The organism is Mesorhizobium sp. P171375 (genome assembly GCF_057786075.1).
Genome location: NZ_JBYNWF010000001.1, coordinates 1363062 through 1380146, shown reverse-complemented (window position 1 = coordinate 1380146; position 17085 = coordinate 1363062). Strand labels below are relative to the sequence as shown.

Annotated in this window: 16 protein-coding genes; 6 read left to right on the top strand and 10 right to left on the bottom strand. The window is 63.4% G+C overall.

The features are described 5' to 3' along the window. Nucleotide 1 precedes the first annotated feature (1 nt). From bglA to ACYHH6_RS06810, 4 genes are all read right to left on the bottom strand, one after another. A complete protein-coding gene (gene bglA / locus ACYHH6_RS06825; RefSeq protein WP_352582396.1) occupies nucleotides 2–1666 on the bottom strand; it encodes a beta-galactosidase BglA in 1665 nt (554 codons plus the stop codon). A gap of 5 nt (nucleotides 1667–1671) precedes the next feature. After that, the gene (locus tag ACYHH6_RS06820; protein WP_352582398.1) at nucleotides 1672–2826 is read right to left on the bottom strand and encodes a carbohydrate ABC transporter permease; all 1155 of its coding nucleotides are present in this window, start codon (nucleotides 2824–2826) and stop codon (nucleotides 1672–1674) included. 1 nt (nucleotide 2827) lies between these two features. Continuing rightward, nucleotides 2828–3841, bottom strand: a complete 1014-nt coding sequence (locus ACYHH6_RS06815) for a carbohydrate ABC transporter permease (RefSeq protein WP_023668891.1) — start codon at nucleotides 3839–3841, stop codon at nucleotides 2828–2830. A gap of 217 nt (nucleotides 3842–4058) precedes the next feature. Further along, the gene (locus ACYHH6_RS06810) at nucleotides 4059–5414 is read right to left on the bottom strand and encodes an ABC transporter substrate-binding protein (RefSeq protein WP_352582399.1); all 1356 of its coding nucleotides are present in this window, start codon (nucleotides 5412–5414) and stop codon (nucleotides 4059–4061) included. A 363-nt stretch (nucleotides 5415–5777) separates the two neighbouring features. Between ACYHH6_RS06810 and ACYHH6_RS06805 the strand changes: the two genes are divergently transcribed. The 6 genes from ACYHH6_RS06805 (at nucleotide 5778) to ACYHH6_RS06780 (ending at nucleotide 10733) form a co-directional block, all read left to right on the top strand. Next, nucleotides 5778–6800, top strand: a complete 1023-nt coding sequence (locus ACYHH6_RS06805; protein ID WP_352582401.1) for a substrate-binding domain-containing protein — start codon at nucleotides 5778–5780, stop codon at nucleotides 6798–6800. Between the two features lie 169 nt (nucleotides 6801–6969). Further along, nucleotides 6970–8316 (top strand): NAD(P)/FAD-dependent oxidoreductase, encoded by a 1347-nt coding sequence (locus tag ACYHH6_RS06800; protein ID WP_352582403.1) that lies wholly within the window; start codon nucleotides 6970–6972, stop codon nucleotides 8314–8316. Nucleotides 8317–8527: 211 nt separating this feature from the next. Continuing rightward, nucleotides 8528–8704, top strand: coding sequence for a hypothetical protein (locus ACYHH6_RS06795; RefSeq protein ID WP_352582405.1), 177 nt, complete (start codon nucleotides 8528–8530; stop codon nucleotides 8702–8704). 174 nt (nucleotides 8705–8878) lie between these two features. After that, nucleotides 8879–9445: an OsmC family protein gene (locus ACYHH6_RS06790; protein ID WP_352582407.1), complete on the top strand. Its 567-nt coding sequence runs from the start codon at nucleotides 8879–8881 to the stop codon at nucleotides 9443–9445. Continuing rightward, nucleotides 9445–10260 carry an NAD(P)-binding domain-containing protein gene (locus ACYHH6_RS06785; protein ID WP_352582409.1) on the top strand — a complete coding sequence of 272 codons (816 nt, stop codon included), beginning with the start codon at nucleotides 9445–9447 and terminating at the stop codon, nucleotides 10258–10260. The genes ACYHH6_RS06790 and ACYHH6_RS06785 overlap by 1 nt, the downstream gene beginning before the upstream one ends. Next, the gene (locus ACYHH6_RS06780) at nucleotides 10260–10733 is read left to right on the top strand and encodes an NAD(P)/FAD-dependent oxidoreductase (RefSeq protein ID WP_352582411.1); all 474 of its coding nucleotides are present in this window, start codon (nucleotides 10260–10262) and stop codon (nucleotides 10731–10733) included. Before ACYHH6_RS06785 ends, ACYHH6_RS06780 begins: the two co-directional genes overlap by 1 nt. A 19-nt stretch (nucleotides 10734–10752) precedes the next feature. Here ACYHH6_RS06780 and ACYHH6_RS06775 read toward each other — a convergent pair whose 3' ends face one another. From ACYHH6_RS06775 to ACYHH6_RS06750, 6 genes are all read right to left on the bottom strand, one after another. Further along, nucleotides 10753–12174 carry a S8 family serine peptidase gene (locus ACYHH6_RS06775; protein WP_352582412.1) on the bottom strand — a complete coding sequence of 474 codons (1422 nt, stop codon included), beginning with the start codon at nucleotides 12172–12174 and terminating at the stop codon, nucleotides 10753–10755. After that, nucleotides 12164–12832, bottom strand: coding sequence for an anti-sigma factor (locus ACYHH6_RS06770; protein WP_352583266.1), 669 nt, complete (start codon nucleotides 12830–12832; stop codon nucleotides 12164–12166). Before ACYHH6_RS06770 ends, ACYHH6_RS06775 begins: the two co-directional genes overlap by 11 nt. 14 nt (nucleotides 12833–12846) lie before the next feature. Then, a complete protein-coding gene (locus tag ACYHH6_RS06765; protein WP_112562038.1) occupies nucleotides 12847–13413 on the bottom strand; it encodes a sigma-70 family RNA polymerase sigma factor in 567 nt (188 codons plus the stop codon). Between the two features lie 287 nt (nucleotides 13414–13700). After that, a complete protein-coding gene (locus ACYHH6_RS06760) occupies nucleotides 13701–14540 on the bottom strand; it encodes an alkaline phosphatase family protein (RefSeq protein WP_352582414.1) in 840 nt (279 codons plus the stop codon). A 60-nt stretch (nucleotides 14541–14600) separates the two neighbouring features. Continuing rightward, on the bottom strand, nucleotides 14601–16256 hold the full coding sequence (locus ACYHH6_RS06755; RefSeq protein WP_352555783.1) for an ABC transporter ATP-binding protein: 1656 nt from the start codon (nucleotides 16254–16256) through the stop codon (nucleotides 14601–14603). Beyond that, a complete protein-coding gene (locus tag ACYHH6_RS06750; RefSeq protein WP_352582416.1) occupies nucleotides 16256–17083 on the bottom strand; it encodes an ABC transporter permease in 828 nt (275 codons plus the stop codon). Before ACYHH6_RS06750 ends, ACYHH6_RS06755 begins: the two co-directional genes overlap by 1 nt. Nucleotides 17084–17085 lie beyond the last annotated feature (2 nt).

Sequence of the window (17085 nt, the reverse complement as noted above, 5' to 3'; positions counted from 1 at the left end):
CTTAGTCGATACGCCCGAACCAGGCGCCGTAGCCGCCGAGGCGGATGGAGCCTGTGCCGGATTGTGCCGAAAAACCGTGTCCGTTCAAGGGTTTTAGCGCCTGGCCGCCGAGATCGACTTCGGCCGGCCTGCTGCCCAGATTGAAGACGCAGACGATCTGCTCATTGCCCTCGCGGCGGGTGAAGGCGACGGTATCGCCCTCGCTCTCGATGAACTCGATGTCGCCTTTGGCCAGCGCCGGATGCTGGCGGCGGAAGCCGAGAAAGCGCCGGTAGTGCTCGAGCAGCGAGGCGGTGTCGCCCTGCTGCACGTTGACCGCTTGCGACAAATGCTTGCCCGGCACCGGCAGCCAGGGCTTGGCCGTCGAGAAGCCGGCATTGCTGGCGGTGGCATCCCACACCATCGGCGTGCGGCAGCCGTCGCGGCCCTTGAATTCGGGCCAGAAGCGGATGCCGTAGGGGTCCTGCAGATCCTCGAACTTAAGCTCGGCTTCGCCCAGCCCAAGCTCCTCGCCCTGATAGAGGCAGACCGAACCGCGCAGCGACATCAGCAGCGCCGAGATCACCTTGAGATAGGCCGCCGGATCGGCCTCATCGGCGGCCCAGCGCGAAGCCGGACGCATCACGTCATGGTTGGAGAAGGCCCAGCATGACCAGCCGTCGCTGGCGACCTTTCCGAAGGCTTCCAGCACCTGGCGCACCTTGGCGGCGCTGATCTTTTCGGGCGCCAGGAAGTCGAATGAATAGCACATATGGACGCGCTTGCCGCCGGCCGTGTAGGCGGCCACCACTTCCAGCCCACGCTGCGAATCGCCGACTTCGCCGACGGCGGCGGTCGCCGGATATTCGTCGAGCAGCGCCCGGAACCGTTCGAGGAAGGCAAGGTTCTCCGGCCGGCTCTTGTCGTAGAGATGGTCCTGGTAGTTGTACGGATTGACAGCGGGTGCGGTCTGGTCGTTGCGCTCTTCCGGCGGCAGCGGCGGGTTGTTCTCCAGCCCCTGGCTGTGGAAGTAGAAATTGATGGTGTCGAGGCGAAAGCCGTCGACGCCGCGCTCCAGCCAGAAGCGGGTGACGTCGAGCAGCGCGTCCTGGACTTCCAGATTGTGGAAGTTGAGGTCCGGCTGCTCGGACAGGAAATTATGCAGATAATACTGCTGGCGGCTTGTGTCCCACTGCCAGGCCGAGCCGCCGAAGATCGACAGCCAGTTGTTGGGCGGCGTGCCGTCCGCCCGGGCGTCGGCCCAGACATACCAGTCGGCCTTCGGGTTAGCCCGATTGGCGCGGCTTTCCTTGAACCATGGATGGATGTCGGCCGTGTGCGACAACACTTCGTCGATCATCACCTTGAGACCGAGGTGATGGGCTTCCGCCACCAGCGCGTCGAAATCGGCGAGCGTGCCGAACATCGGATCGACGTCGCAATAGTCCGAGACATCGTAGCCGAAATCCTTCATCGGCGACTTGAAGAAGGGCGAAATCCAGATGGCATCGACACCCAGCGAGGCGATGTAGGGCAACCTGCGGATGATGCCCTTGAGGTCGCCTATGCCGTCGCCATCGGAGTCCTGGTAGGAGCGCGGATAGATCTGGTAGATCACCGCGCCCCGCCACCAGTCGCGATCGACGGCGAGATCGGGTTTCGAGGTCGCCTTCAAAGCGGATTGCATCAGTCTCAACCTCCTTTGACCGAGCCGGCCAGCAGCCCGCGGACGAAATAGCGCTGTAGCGAGAAGAACACGATCAGCGGCACGATGATGGTGACGAAGGCCGATGTCGTCAGGATCTCCCAGTCGCCGCCGCGCGAACCGAGCAGCGCATTGAGCTTGGCGGTCAGCACGATCTGATCGCCCTCGGTACCGAGGAAAACCATCGCCACCAACAAATCGTTCCAAACCCACAGGAACTGGAATATGGCGAAGGAGGCCAGCACCGGGAACGACAGCGGTAGCACGATCTTGACGAAGATCTCGAAATCGCTGGCGCCGTCGATGCGCGCCGATTCCATGATCTCGCGCGGCAGGCCGGCAATATAGCTGCGCAGGAGATAGATGGCGAAGGGCAGGCCGAAGCCGGTATGCGCCAGCCAGATGCCGAGATAGGTTTTCGACGGCACGCCGAAGAAAGTGCCGACGCCGTTGTAGAGTTTGAGCAACGGGATCAGCGACATCTGCAGCGGCACGACCAACAGGCCGATGATGACGGCGATCAGCAGCGCGCGGCCGGGAAAGCGCATCCAGGCCAGCGCATAGGCGGCGAAGGCCGCGATCAGGATCGGGATGACGGTCGCCGGAATGGTGACGGTCAGCGAGTTCATGAACGAGCGGCCGATGCCTTCGGAAAACAGCACCGTGTTGTAATTGTCGGTGGTGAATTTCGGCGGCGCCGACGAGGCATAATAGACGCGCTGGCCGCGGTCGCCCTCAAAGGCTTTCGGCGACGACATGACGAACGTGCCGTCGGCATTGAGCTGCAAGGTCACGCCATCGCCGAGATCGGCAGTCGTGCCGGCCGGATATTGCGTCGGTGCCGCCGACTTGACGCCGAAGGCGCTGATGTTGCGGGCGGCAGCGTCGCCGAAGATGTTGCCGGCAAGCACGAATTTCCCGTCCTTCTCAACCTGCGCCGAGGCAGGCGGCAACCGGCCGGCTTCTGTCTGGGTGGAGCTGGAGAACGAGTTCCACCAGCCCGAGGCGATGATCTGGTCCTTATCGCGCAGCGAGGAGACCAGGATGCCGAGCGTCGGCACGGTCCAGATGGCGACGAAAATGAGCACGGCGATGTGGACGCCGAAGCGGCTGGCAAAAGATTTTCCGGTCGCGACGACCATCTCAATGTCCTCCCGTCTCTTTGTTCGCCTGGCGGATGTTCCAGACCATGATCGGGATGACCGCGATCATGATGATGATGGCGATGGTGGCGCCGCGGCCGAAATCACCGCCGCCGCGGAACATCCAGTCGAACATCAGATTGGCCAGCACCTGGCTGTTCCATTGGCCGTTGGTCATGGTCAGCACGATGTCGAAAACTTTCAGCACCAGGATGGTGATCGTCGTCCAGACCACGGCAATGGTGCCCCAGATCTGCGGCACCATGATCTTCCAGAAAATCTGGAACGGATTGGCGCCGTCGATGACCGCGGCTTCGAGCGTCTCCTCGGGGATGCCGCGCAGCGCCGAAGACAGGATGACCATGGCAAAGCCGGTCTGGATCCAGATCAGGATGATCATCAGGAAGAAATTGTTCCAGAACGGCAGCGATATCCAGACCTGCGGCTGGCCGCCGAAATACTGGATGATGGCGTTGAGCAGGCCGATCTGCGTCTGGCCCTCGCCGCGATATTCGTAGATGAACTTCCAGATCACGCTGGCGCCGACGAAGGAGATCGCCAGCGGCAGGAAGATCAGGCTCTTGGCGATCGTGCCCCACCAGATCTTGTCGGTGAGCACGGCGATGATCAGCCCGAGGAAGGTACACGCCGCCGGCACCACCGCCAGCCAGATGATGTTGTTCAGGATCGAGTTGCGGAACTCACGGTCGCCGAACGCCCATTCATAATTGGCGAAGCCGACAAAGTGCTGACCGCCGCGATCGAGGAAGGACAGCCAGAGCGTCGCCACCACCGGATAGATCAGATAGACGGTAAGGATGATCATCGCCGGGCCGACGAACAGCCACGGACGCACCAGCCCTTGCCGGCGCAGATTGTCGATGGCCGCAGCCCCGGCGACGCCGCGCGACGGGAAAATCAGGTCGACCAGCTTGTTGGCGCCCCAGAAATAGGCGACGCAGCCGCCGACGCCGATGATGATGACAAAAATGGCCGATAAGATCTGAGCAGCCATGGGTCCCTCTCCCTGTGCATGATCGGCCGGGCTTTGAACAGCCCTGGCGATGTGGCAATGCGCCGATTTAAGTTATTCGTAACGAACGAACGCAAATCGGCCGGCGTGCGGCGCCGGTCGGATCCGGGCCAACAAGGCCCGGATCCAGTCTGTGGAGGAAGTCCTGAACTTGCAGCCAAAGCGGCTGCTGGCTCGCCGCTGATTGCTTGGCCGCTGATTACTTGATCGCGTCCCAGCTCTTCTGGATGTCGGTTCCGACATCCTGGGCCGACTTGCCGCCAACCAGATCGATCATGCCGGTCCAGAAGGCGCCGGCGCCGATCTTGCCCGGCATCAGGTCCGAACCGTCGAAGCGGAAGGTCGAGGCATTGGCGAGGATTTCGCCCTGCTTCTTCAGCGCGTCGCTGGCATAGGCATCCTTGTTGACCGACTTGAGCGGCGTCACGAAGCCGCCCTGGGCCATCCAGATTTCATGCGCCAGCGGCATCTTCAGGAATTCGATGAAGGCGCGCGCGCCCTTCGAATCCTTGGTGATCATGGCGAGCGTACCAGCGCCGAGCACGGGCGTGCCCAGTTCAGGCTTGGACGCATAGGGCGGGAAGTAGAAGAAGTCGGCATCCTGGCCCACCTTGGTGCCTTCCGGGAAGAAGGTCGGGATGAACGACGCCTGATGGTGCAGGTAGCATTTCGGCGGCACCGAGAAGAGGCCCTTGGGGCTGTCGCGGAAGTCGGTCGCGGCAACCGCCTTGGCGCCGCCATCGACCATCTTGTCGTCGGTGGCGATCTTGCCGAAGATGTCGATGGCGTTGACCACCGCCGGGTCGTTGAACGGGATCTCGTTCTTCACCCACTTGTCGTAGACGTCAGGCGCCTGGGTGCGCAGCATGATGTCTTCGACCCAGTCAGTCGCCGGCCAGCCGGTGGCGCCGCCCGAGCCGAGACCGATGCACCACGGCGTGCCGCCGTCGGCGATGATCTTCTTCTCGAGGTCGGCAAGCTCTTCCTGGGTCTTGGGAACCTTGTAGCCGGCTTCCTCGAAATTGTCCGGCGAGTACCAGACCAGCGATTTCACGTCGGCCTTGTAGGGGAAGGCGAAGAAGCCCGGCTTGCCGTCCTTGTCCTTGAAGGTGCCGAGGTCGACCCATGACTGGCCGGCGCCGTAATTGTCCTTGACCCATTTGGCGGTGTCGTCGCCGAGCGGCGTCAGCAGGCCCTTGGAGGCCAGATCCTGGATCAGGCCCGGCTGCGGCAGCACGGCGATGTTGGGCGGGCTGCCGGCCTGGGTATCGATGACGATCTGCTGTTCGTAATTCTCCGACGAGGAGTATTTGATCTCGGCGCCGGTGGCTTCCTGGAAATACTCGAGAACCGTGCGGATGAGACCTTCGTCCTCGCCGCGCCAGGGTCCGAAGATGGTCAGCGTCTCGCCCTTGAGATCGACCTTTTTCAGCTCTTCGTAGTTGGCCCAGTTGAAGCGCTTGTCTTCACCCGGCTTGAATTTCAGTTCGGCTTGCGCCGGCAGGCTCAGGGCGAGCGTTGCAAACGCGGCGCCAAGCAGAAGCATCTTCTTCATCGCATTCCTCCCAGTGGTCACATACACCCGGACGGAACCTCCATTCCGCCCGCCGACGCCGCAGGACTGTGACTCACTCGGAAAGGAACCGCAACCTTTCGAAAGAGTCTTCCAAAGCGCTTTGGTCTTTTTGATCTCGCCATTGAATCCAACGGAAGTCAAGAGGGTAGCGGTCTAATCGATTTGATTTCGGGCTGCAACACTTGATAAAGTGCACTGCAGCATAGTTTTTTGGCAGTGCAGCAGCGTATTATGCTTCAAACTGGCCGGACCAGTGCGTATGGTCCCATGGTTCGGAAGCGCCCGCCATGGCGCCCGCGCGGATCCGAAATTAAAAGCGCTTTGAGGCTTGGAGGCCTCCCAGTGAACCTGAAACAGCTCTCCCATATGCTGGCGCTGTCGCAGACAACGGTCAGCCGTGCGCTGAACGGCTATCCGGAGGTCAACGAGGAAACCCGCCGGCGCGTGGTGGATGCCGCCAAGCGACACGGCTACCGGCCCAACCCGAGCGCGCGCCGGCTGGCGACCGGCAAGACCGGCATGATCGGCTATGTCCTGCCGACCGGCGCCTCGGTCGATATCGATCCGCATTTTGTCGAGTTCCTCTCCGGCCTGGGGGACTATGCCCGCTCGCACGAACTCGACCTCGTTCTGTCGCCGGCTGACGCCGACGACCAGGAGACCACCTATCGCCGCATCGTCGCCAATCGCCAGGTCGACGCCGTCTACATCTCCTCGCCGCGGCCGGCCGACCGGCGGGTGGCGCTGGTCAACACGCTGGGCATCCCCTTCATCGTCCATGGCCGCAGCGACGGCTTCGATTTTGACTATCCGTTCACCGACATCGACAATGAGGGCGCCTTCCACGACGCGGCCCGGCTGCTGGTCCAACTCGGCCATCGCCGGCTGGCGCTGATCAATGGCGACGACCGCGAGACCTTCGCCATTCACCGCGAGCGCGGCATGCGTCGCGCGCTGGCCGCCAGCGGCCTGACACTCGGCGAGCGCCATGTCTGCTCGGTGACGATGACCGAGGAGAATGGCTATCGCGCCGCGCGGCGCCTGCTCGAACAGAGCGAACCGCCAACCGCGATCGCCTGCTCCAGCCTGATCATGTCGCTCGGCGTCGTGCGCGCCGTGCGCGACCTTGGCCTGACCATTCCCGGCGACCTGTCGTTGATCGCCCATGACGACGTCTTCCCATGGCTGAAGCCGGAGAATTTTTCCGTTCCGCTGTCGACGACACGTTCGTCGATCCGCCTCGCCGGGGCCCGCATCGCCGAGCGGCTGGCGGCGCGCATTTCCGGCCTTGAAGAAGGGGCGCGAGGCGAGGTCTGGCCGGTCGACCTGGTGGTCAGGGGCTCGGTGGCTGGGGCGCCGAGCTGAGGTCAATCCGGTCAGTCCGTTGGGCCGAATTCGACCCCTTGCGGACGTTTGACTGCAGATAGATTGAAGTGTCGTGGGACAACGGTCTGCCTGGGTCTGTCCTTGATTTGGCTTCTACAGGGTGGCAACGAGTAAGCCAGAGCCATCGACCAGCCCACAGGTGCGCCACTTGCCCACATTCCCGTTCTCCGAAACGGATCCAATCCAGCATCCAGGTCCACCGCCGAAGAGTTCGGAGGTGGTGGTCATTGGTGGCGGTGTTATCGGCGTGACGACAGCGCTTTTCCTGGCGCAGCGCAACATTCCGGTGACGCTGCTGGAAAAGGGACGCGTTGCGGCAGAGCAATCGTCCCGCAACTGGGGCTGGATCAGAAAGCAGGGACGGGACGCCGACGAGTTGCCCATCGTCGTCGAGGCTATTCGCCTGTGGCGGCAACTGGCTGAGGAATGCGGCGAAGACATCGGCTTGAGCCAGACAGGCGTGACCTATCTGGCAAACTCGGACAAGGACATGGCCGGCTTCGAAGCGTTCATGAAGATCGCGGCGATCCATGATCTCGACACCCGCCTCCTGGACGGCGACGAAACCGCGAAGCTCATCAAAGGCATGTCGCGCACATTCAAGGGCGCGATGACGACGCCGTCCGACATGCGTGCGGAGCCTTGGCTGGCGGTGCCTGCGCTTGCCCGGCTTGCCGTGCGAAAAGGCGTCAAAATCGTAGAGAATTGCGCAGCGCGAACCCTTGAGATCTCGGCCGGCAAGATCAAGGGCGTGTGGACCGAGGCGGGGTACATCGAGGCCTCCACCGTGCTGGTTGCGGGTGGCGCCTGGTCGTCCCTGTTCCTGAGAAGACATGGTGTCTCCATCCCCCAGCTCAGCGTCAGGGTGACCGTAGCCGCAACGGAGCGCTTGCCCGAGATCTATGCAGGTGCGGCGACTGACGAACACATCGCTTTCAGGCGCCGGCAGGATGGCGGCTACACGCTCGCCGCGGGCGGCAGCCATTTGCACTACGTGGGGCCGGACGCATTCCGTCACGCCACCAAATACCTTCCGGCCCTCAGGGACAATCCACTGGGAACACGCTACTTTCCGTTCGCGCCGTCAGGTTACCCCGATGCCTGGTCGACGCCGCGCGATTGGGCGCCGGATTCGCGCAGCCCTTTCGAGAGAATGCGTGTGCTCAGCCCGGCCCCTGAACGGGCCCGTCTGCGTTCGATAGAACGCAAGTTCGAGCACCTCTTTCCGCAGTTCGAGACGGTTCGCCTGAAGGCAGGCTGGGGCGGCATGATCGACGCCATGCCCGACGTCGTCCCCGTCGTGGATCGAGTAGAGGCAGTCGGCGGCCTTTTCGTCGCGACGGGAATGAGCGGCCACGGCTTCGGTATCGGGCCTGGCATAGGTCGCGTCGTTGCCGACATGATCGCGGGAAACGAGACCGGGCACGACCTCAGCCGCTTTCGGCTGTCGCGCTTTTATGATGGAAGCCCTGTCCGGTTGGGTCCGGCCCTCTGAGTTGGCCGCGCGTATCCGCCACTTCTTCTTCGTCGCCGCCTTCGTGTCCAGCCACCCGTAGCCGAAATTCCTCGCGTAGGTCATCTGCGATTTTGTTACCGAACGTCGGTTTTGGTGCAACCTTACAGATACAAATGTGGAGCATTTAACATACTGTTGAGCGGCTCCTTGGGTATATCCCGAGACGCCCAAAGCTCTACAGGAGAAGAAGATGTCAATGTTTGAAACGGTCGCGCGCTATGGGGCGGCCATCAAAAACGCCCGTGAAGCACGAAAATCCGAACGCGTTCTGAACAGCCTGCCATTGGAAATTCAAAAGGATATTGGCTGGCCGGTTACACCGCGCCCAAAAAGGCTCTCATCAAACAGCTGGGGCAGGATCCTCTGAACGAGGCGCCACCCCAACCTCGGCGATCGCTGGAGTTCGGCTGCAGGAGTTATGCCAGCACAGCGCTTCGCCAGGCGATTCCACGCTCACTCCCATGCTGCGCACAACACGCCCGTGGGAAGACATTCCGTCCGCTGTAAGCCGGACCCTCACCTGTCAACAGGAGTACGACCTATGACCAAGCACACGGAAACCGCCACAAATGGTGTCAACGTAGCCGCCCTGCTTGGCGCCCGCGAGGCGCTGAAGGATGCCCCCGAGGCCGCCCGCTTCAAGTGGCGCGCGACGAGCGAATGGGTCAAAGGGACCCACAACCGAGCCACAGTCGACGGATTCTTCGGCCTGGGCGCAGAACAGCAGCATCGCCAGACCTACAAGTTCGAGTCCGATCACCCGGAAATCTTTGCGTCCGAGGACAAGGGTGCGACACCCGTCGAATTTGTGCTGGTCGGACTGGCCGGCTGCCTCACCGCGGGCATCGCCGCTGTCGCGCAAAACCGCAACATCCAGCTCCACTCGGTCAAGGCAACGCTCGAAGCCGGCATGAATATCCAGGGCATCCTCGGCATCGATCCGGACGTGCGCAACGGCTTCGAGGGCATAAAAGTGCACTACGACATCGACGCGGACGCCAGCGCGGAAGACATAGCCGCTCTTGTCGCGCAGTCGCAGAAGCGCTCGGCCGTCTTTGACGTGATCGCCAACCCAACCGATGTCACGGTCACCTCGAGCAAATCCTGATGAGCGAAAGCGCATCGCGCGGGATCGCCGGCGCCGTTGACGTCGTCGTCATCGGCGCCGGTCACTCAGGCCTGGCGATGAGCTATCTGCTGGGTCAGCGCTCGTTCAGGCATGTGGTTCTCGAGCGAGGCGAGGTCGCGAATAGCTGGCGCACGGAGCGCTGGGATTCGCTGCACTTGCTCACGCCCAACTGGATGGCGCGGCTCCCCGACTACCCATACCAGGGCGACGACCCGGACGGCTACATGAGCGCCGGGCAGATCGCCGATTTCATTTCCGACTACGCCACATACACATCAGCACCGGTTCTAACGCGCACCGCAGTCAACAGAGTTGAGCAGAGCAGCCACGGCTTTCGGGTGGAAACCCAAAATGGGGGCTGGCTGTGCCGAGCCGTGGTGCTCGCCACGGGTGCCTTCAACAAGCCCGTTGTTCCGCGACTGGCCGAGGCCATTCCAGCCGCCATCGAACAGCTCTCGGCTCACTCCTACCGCAATCCCGGGCAGCTTGCCCCCGGGTGCTGGTGGTTGGGGCGTCAGCGACAGGGCTGCAATTGGCGCAGGAAATCCAGCTCAGCGGCCGGCCTGTCACGCTCGCGGTGGGCGAACACGTCCGGCTGCCGCGCGTCTATCGAGGTCGCGATATTCAATGGTGGATGCTTGCAACCGGTGTGCTTGACCAGCGCATCGAAGACGCAGACGACCCCGACCGCGCCCGAAGAGTACCGTCGCCGCAGCTTGTCGGCGCATCAGACCGGACCACGCTCGACCTCAATGTCCTGCAGGGGCAAGGCGTTAAAATCGTCGGACGCCTGATGGGCATTCGCGACGCAACAGCCCAGTTTTCAGGAACGCTTCGTAACGTCTGCGCGCTTGCCGACCTGAAGATGAACCGGCTGCTCGCATCGATCGACGAGTGGGCAGAGGCGAATGCACCGTCCGGCGTCGGTCCCATCGAGCGTTTTGCCCCCACTGCAATCGACGCGGCGCCGCAACTGAAACTCAAACTCGGCGAAGACGTTCGCACGGTGCTATGGGCCACCGGTTTTCGGCCGGATTTTTCGTGGCTGGATTTGCCGATCTTCGATCGCAAGGGCGATCTGAAGCACGATCGAGGCGTTGCTGACGTTCCCGGAGTCTATGTGGTGGGCCTGCCATATCTGCGTCGCCGGAAATCGAGCTTCATTCACGGCGCCGAAGACGACGCGCGGGAACTAACCGCGCATCTGACCGACTATCTCGACAGGACGATCGAGCGTGAGATGCCACTGCGCGCTGTTGCCACTTGAAGGGGACCGCGCCGCAAACTCACTGCTTCGCCGCTTCGGCCGCTTTGATGTCCAGCAGCCCATAGCCGAAATCCTTGTCGCGGCCCTTCGGACCGAGATCCCGGGCGGTGGCGGCCAACGCCTTTTCGATGTCGTCGGCCGAGCGCTCGGGTGCGGCGTGGATCAAATTGGCGATGGCGCCGGAAACGATCGCGGCGGCAAACGAGGTGCCGGTGACCACGTCCGAGCCGGCGCCGCTCGGCGCCACCATCTCGACGCCGGGCGCCGAGATGAAGACATAGGCGCCGCGATTGGCCTGCGGCATCAGCCCGTCCTTGGCGTCGGTGGCGGTCACCGCGATGACGCCGGGATAGGCGGCGGGGTAGCCATAGGGCGCTTTCGGCCCGTTGTTGCCGGCCGCCGCAACCAGGATGATGCCAAGCCCGCGCGCATTGCGGCAAGCGGTGGCGAGCAAATCGTTCTTGGGGCCGACGAAGCTCATGTTGATGATGCTGACATTCTGCTCCGCCGCCCAGTCGAGCGCCGAAAGGATGACATCCATGGTCGACCTGCCATCCTCGAAGGCGCGCGCATGATAGATCCTGGCCCCGGGCGCCATGCCTTCGAGCGCGCCGACACCGGCGATCAGCCCATCGACCGAGGTGCCATGGTCGCGCTTTTCGATCGGCACTTCCGGCATGGCGTCGAACTGGTCGGCAATGACGCCGGACAGCGCGGGATTGGTGTCGTCGATGCCGGTGTCGATGACGGCGACGCGCACGTTCTCGCCGCTGGCTTGCTTGCTGTCGAGCTGGATGCGCTCGAAGGCATAGTTGACGATGCCGGCCGCCTGCTGCAGCGAATAGATATGGTTTGGTTCGCGCCGCTGGGCGCGGCCGTCGGCGGCCAGCTGCGCCAGCACGGTGCCGACCGGGCGGCCGTCGGGAATGCCGAAGCGCACCAGCGTGGTGCCGAGCAGCCGCGACTGGCGCTGCGAGCGCACTTCGAGGCCGAAGGAGGCGGCGATCTGCTGAACAGCGCCGGCGTCACCATCGACAGTCACCAGCACCTCGTCGGGCACGAACGCGCCGGCGATGGCACGCCGCGGCGCGGTCGCGACAAGATCGGTCGGCGAAACGATGGGCCCACCGGCTGGTGGCCCGGCCTGCGTGTCGGCAGGCGGCGCTGACGGCCGTGGCGTCGGCACCGGCGCCGCGGAAGCGGGCGGATTGGGAAACAGGTCGACGATCAGCGCCGGAAGGACAACAGCGCCCTGGTCGCCGCCTGCTCCGCCACCCTTGTCGTCCTTGGGGCAGTCGGCTGTCGCCGCACCGGTCGTGTCGGAGCAGTCGGTCTTTGTGCGGCCGGCATTCGAGTCGCTGGTCTGCGCTAAAGCGGGCACGGCGACGATTGTCATCGCCGCCGCAAGGATTGCAAATCGAATGACCGCCTTAGCTGCCATCAACCGGTTTCCTTCCCTCGATCACAGTCTCAGCGAAAGGCTGGGCGGCAATAAGGCCGAGCAACTTGGTATAGTCTGCTCCGGTCCTGGCCGGGAGGGCAATGCGGAAGACGCCCGAAGCAGTCGGCCCGCCGGCGATCTTCAGCCCGTTCTGGTCGAGGAAGGCGGCGATGTCGGACATCCTGGCCTCCGGCTTGAACTTGACCAGCGCGAACGGCAGTTTCGCCAGCTCGTCCTCGGCGCCGGCTATCTCGAAATCATTGCCCTTGCCGCCGGTCTGCACGTAGGACTGCACCACCACCAGCGCCAGCAAGACAGCGGCCGCCGCCCAGGCGACACCGACCGGCACCGCCATGAAGCGATCGAGCGCCTGCGCCAGCCAGGACCGGCCTGCCGGCGCGCGTGCCGGCCCGCCCTCCGCATCGAGGGCCTTGGCAAAGCGGCTGAGCGCATCGGCCGGCGGCCGGATCGCCTCGTTGGCGGCAGTGGTGCCGGAGAATTCGGCCTCGGCCTCGCCAAGCGCCGCCATTGCCGCCGGATCAGACGCCAGCCATTCCTCGACGGCTTCGAGATCGGAGCCTTCCAGCGAGCCATTCAGGTAGAACGGCAGCAGCGTTTCCATTTCGTCGCGGCGCGACATCTTTCCAGCGGCGCTCATATCTTCAGGATTGCTCATGGCCACCCCCTGTCGTAACCGGCGGCCTTCAGGGCTTCGCCGAGTTTCTTGCGGGCGTAGAACATTCGGGTCTTGACGGTGGCGACCGGGATGTTGAGCACCTCGCCGATCTCTGTCACCGATTGTCCGTGGTAATAGGCAAGGTCGATCACCGAGCGGTGTTCTTCCGGCAAGGCATCGACAAAGCGCCGCAAGGCGGCGCCCTTGTCTTCCTTCATGGTGGCGACTTCCGGCGTGTCGGCGCTGTCAGGGACCTGCGCCGCATCGTCGTCGTCGATCCAGTCTTCCTTCTTCTTGCGCAGCAGCGACAGCGCCTTGAAGCGGGCGATGCCGAGCAGCCAGGTCGAGACTTCCGAGCGTCCCTCGAAGCCGGGCGCCTGGCGCCACAGCTCAAGAAAGACCTCGTTTGCGATATCGTCGGCCATCATTTCCGATCCCGTCTGGCGCGCCACGAAGCGGTAGACCCGCGCGTGGTGACGCATGAACAGCAGCCGAACAGCGGCACGGTCGCCCTTCGCGACCCGGTCGACAAGCGCGCGATCAGTCTCGGTCGCTGCCGTCATGGCCGGTCGAGCCGCCTGGCTCCTGTCTGCTCTGTCGCCGATCGGTCCAAAAAGGTTCATCCTTCCGCCAAGGAATTTTGGCGAAGCTAGCCGAAGAGAGGGAGTGTTGCCAGAGCGTCTCCCTTCTCCCCGTCACTATACGGGGAGAAGGTGCCGGCAGGCGGATGAGGGGCGGCATCGGCGCACGTTGTTGATACCGAACGTTCGCGCTGCCCCTCACCCTTACCCTCTCCCCGAATAGTGACGGGGAGAGGGGGTCGCGAACGTTGGCTCAGCGACCGCCTCCGTCACCCCAAAAATGCCTTCGCCTTCATCGTATCCGGGACCGGCACACCCAGCCGCTTCAGCACCGTTGGCGCTAGCTGCAGCTGATCGAGCAAAGTGTCCGCATCCGGTCCCTTGCCTTGCCCAAAATAATACAGCGCGAAATCCTGCATTTCGTCGTCATGGCCGCCATGATGGCCGCGGTCGGTCTGGCCGTGGTCGGCGGTGACGATCACCTCGTAGCCGGCTTGCCGCCAGCCCGGCAGGAAGGCGGCCAGCATGCCGTCCATCGCATAGCAGGCATGGTCCATTTCATGGCAGTCATGGCCGAAGCGGTGGCCCATCGAATCCAGCGTGCAGGTGTGCAGGATGCCGTAGTCGATATCGTGGCGCCGGGTCAGCATGGTCAGCGTCGCAAACAGGTCGACGTCGCTCGGCGTCATCTGGTTGCGCAAATTGTAGCCGGTCATGGTGTGGAAGCGGCCATGCGTGATCGGCCCATCCGGCTCGTCATACTCTATGTCCTCGACGAGGTCGAACGGGTAGGAGCGGAAGAATTCCGACCAGTAGGAATGCGTCACCGCGCCCGTCTTTCCGCCGGCCTTGCTGACCTCGGAGAAGATGTCCGGCTTGTTGACCAAGAAACGGTTCTCGTTGGACAGGATCCCATGCTCCTGTGGCGACACCCCCGTGTGGATCGAGGCGTAGCAGCAGGCCGAGGTCGACGGCAGCACCGAGCGCATCTTCCAAACTTGCGCCTCGCCCGATTGCACCCAGCCTTCGAGATTGCCCATCAGCCGGCGCCAGTTCCGGTAGGGCACGCCATCGAGGACGATCAGCAACAGTTTTGTATTGAGCGCCATCGGCGGCTCCGGAAGGCTTGTCGTTGAAGGCAAGTTTTCACGGTTGGCGCCGCGAAACCGTTAGTTCCCCGCGCTGGCCATGCGCCGTCCCTTGATCGCCTTTTCCAGCCAGCCGATCTCCATCTCGGGAACGGAGGACAGGAGCAGGTCGGTATAGGCGTCGAAAGGCGGCGTCAGCACCTTGCTCTTGGCGCCGTAGCGCACCACCTCGCCGCGATACATCACCGCGATCGAATCGGCGATCGACTTCACCGTCGCCAGATCGTGGGTGATGAAGAGGTAGGCGACCTTCTCGTGCTGCTGCAGGTTCAAGAGCAGCTTGAGGATGCCGTTGGCCACCAACGGGTCGAGCGCCGATGTCACCTCGTCGCAGATGATCAGCTTCGGCTTGGCGGCAAGCGAACGGGCGATGCAGACGCGCTGCTTCTGGCCGCCGGACAGTTCGGCCGGATAGCGGTCGAGGAAGCCTTTGCCCATCTCGATCTCGTCGAGCAGTTCGGCCACACGCTTGTCGCGCTCGCGGCCGCGTATGCCGAAATAGAACTCCAGCGGCCGGCCGATGATGGTGCCGACGGTCTGGCGCGGGTTCATCGCCACGTCGGCCATCTGGTAGATCATCTGCAACTGACGCAGATCCTCCTTCGGCCGGTCGGCGAGCCTGTTGGCAAGCGGCCTGCCGTCGAAGGTGACTGTGCCTTCCTCGGGCGGCAAAAGCCCGGTGATGGCGCGCGCCAGCGTCGACTTGCCGGAGCCGGATTCGCCGACGACGGCCAGCGTCTGGCCCGGATAGATGTCGACCGAGACGTTCTTCAGCACCTTGACGTTGCCACCGCCATAGGCGGCGGTGACGTTCTTGACCGACAGGAACGGCGTTGCGCCGGGCTTCTGTTCGGCGTGCTCGATCTCATGCACCGAGACCAGCGCATTGGTGTATTCCTGGCGCGGCTCCTTGATGATCTGGCGGGTGCCGCCCCATTCGACCAGCCTGCCATGGCGCAGCACCATGATCTCGTCAGAGACCTGGGCAACGACGGCAAGGTCATGGGTGATGTAGAGCGCCGCGACATGGGTGTCGCGGATGGCGTCCTTGATCGCCGCCAGCACGTCGATCTGCGTCGTCACATCGAGCGCGGTGGTCGGCTCGTCGAAGACGATCAAATCGGGTTCCGAGCACAGCGCCATCGCCGTCATCACCCGCTGAAGCTGGCCGCCGGAGACCTGGTGCGGGAAGCGTTCGCCGATGGTTTCGGGGTTCGGCAGACTGAGCTTCTTGAACAGTGCCACGGCGCGTTTCTCCGCCTCGGCCCGTGTCGCCGTGCCGTGCAGCAGCGTGGCTTCCACCACCTGGTCCATCAGCTTGTGCGCCGGGTTGAAGGCGGCGGCCGCCGACTGCGCGACATAGCAGACCTCGCGGCCGCGCAATTTGCGGAAACCTTCCTTGCCGCCCTTGAGGATGTCGCGGCCGTTGAGGAGCACCTCGCCACCGGTGATGCGCACGCCGCCGCGGCCATAGCCCATCGACGACAGGCCAATGGTCGACTTGCCGGCGCCGGACTCGCCGATCAGGCCGAGCACCTTGCCCTTTTCCAGCGTCAGCGAGACATCGTGCACCAGCACGATGTTCTTCGGCGCTTCGCCAGGCGGAAACACTGTCGCTTCGATGCGCAGGTTGCGGATATCGAGCAACAGGCCGGGCTTTGCTTTTGTGTCGGCCATCACCCGCGTCCTCCCTTCAGGCTTGTCGTGCGGTTGAGGATCCAGTCGGCGACAAGGTTGACCGAGATTGCCAGTGCGGCGATCGCCGCCGCCGGAATGAGCGCGGCGCCGATGCCGAAGACGATGCCGTCCTTGTTTTCCTTGACCATGCCGCCCCAGTCGGCATCCGGCGGTTGCACGCCAAGGCCGAGGAAGGACAGCGTCGACAGGAACAGCACGGCGTAGATGAAGCGCAGGCCGAGTTCGGACACCAGCGGCGACAGCGCGTTGGGCAGGATCTCGCGGAAGATGATCCAGCCGCTGCCTTCACCGCGCAATTTGGCGGCTTCGACATAATCCATGACGTTGATGTCGACGGCGACAGCGCGCGAGAGGCGGTAGACGCGGGTCGAGTCGAGAACGCCCATCACCAGGATCAGCGTCACCAGATTGGTCGGCAGCACCGAGAGCACGACGAGCGCCATGATCAGCGTCGGGATCGACATCAGGAGATCGACGAGGCGCGACAAAAGCGTGTCGAACCAGCCGCCGAACACCGCCGCCGAAAAGCCGAGAATGGCGCCGAGCGAGAACGACAGCGCGGTGGCCAGCACCGCGATGAACAGTGTGATGCGGGCGCCGTAGATCATGCGCGACAACAGATCACGGCCAAGATTGTCGGTGCCCAGCAAATGCGCCGAAGACATCGGTTCCCAAGGAACGTCGCTGACGATCTCGGCATTGCCGTGCGGCGCGATCCATGGCGCAAACACGGCTGCCACGACGAACATTGTCGTCAGCACGATGCCGATCAGTGCGGGGATGGGGATGCGTCTGATATCGAGCATGC

Excerpts from the sequence above, each read along its gene's own strand:
- ACYHH6_RS06770 (WP_352583266.1), bottom strand. The coding sequence starts at position 12,832 with ATGAGCGCCGCTGGAAAGATGTCGCGCCGCGACGAAATGGAAACGCTG.
- ACYHH6_RS06780 (WP_352582411.1), top strand. The coding sequence starts at position 10,260 with ATGGGCATTCGCGACGCAACAGCCCAGTTTTCAGGAACGCTTCGTAAC.
- ACYHH6_RS06820 (WP_352582398.1), bottom strand. The coding sequence starts at position 2,826 with ATGGTCGTCGCGACCGGAAAATCTTTTGCCAGCCGCTTCGGCGTCCAC.
- ACYHH6_RS06765 (WP_112562038.1), bottom strand. The coding sequence starts at position 13,413 with ATGACGGCAGCGACCGAGACTGATCGCGCGCTTGTCGACCGGGTCGCG.
- bglA (WP_352582396.1), bottom strand. The coding sequence starts at position 1,666 with ATGCAATCCGCTTTGAAGGCGACCTCGAAACCCGATCTCGCCGTCGAT.
- ACYHH6_RS06750 (WP_352582416.1), bottom strand. The coding sequence starts at position 17,083 with ATGCTCGATATCAGACGCATCCCCATCCCCGCACTGATCGGCATCGTG.
- ACYHH6_RS06760 (WP_352582414.1), bottom strand. The coding sequence starts at position 14,540 with ATGGCGCTCAATACAAAACTGTTGCTGATCGTCCTCGATGGCGTGCCC.
- ACYHH6_RS06755 (WP_352555783.1), bottom strand. The coding sequence starts at position 16,256 with ATGGCCGACACAAAAGCAAAGCCCGGCCTGTTGCTCGATATCCGCAAC.
- ACYHH6_RS06795 (WP_352582405.1), top strand. The coding sequence starts at position 8,528 with ATGTCAATGTTTGAAACGGTCGCGCGCTATGGGGCGGCCATCAAAAAC.
- ACYHH6_RS06790 (WP_352582407.1), top strand. The coding sequence starts at position 8,879 with ATGACCAAGCACACGGAAACCGCCACAAATGGTGTCAACGTAGCCGCC.
- ACYHH6_RS06810 (WP_352582399.1), bottom strand. The coding sequence starts at position 5,414 with ATGAAGAAGATGCTTCTGCTTGGCGCCGCGTTTGCAACGCTCGCCCTG.
- ACYHH6_RS06775 (WP_352582412.1), bottom strand. The coding sequence starts at position 12,174 with ATGGCAGCTAAGGCGGTCATTCGATTTGCAATCCTTGCGGCGGCGATG.
- ACYHH6_RS06785 (WP_352582409.1), top strand. The coding sequence starts at position 9,445 with ATGAGCGAAAGCGCATCGCGCGGGATCGCCGGCGCCGTTGACGTCGTC.
- ACYHH6_RS06815 (WP_023668891.1), bottom strand. The coding sequence starts at position 3,841 with ATGGCTGCTCAGATCTTATCGGCCATTTTTGTCATCATCATCGGCGTC.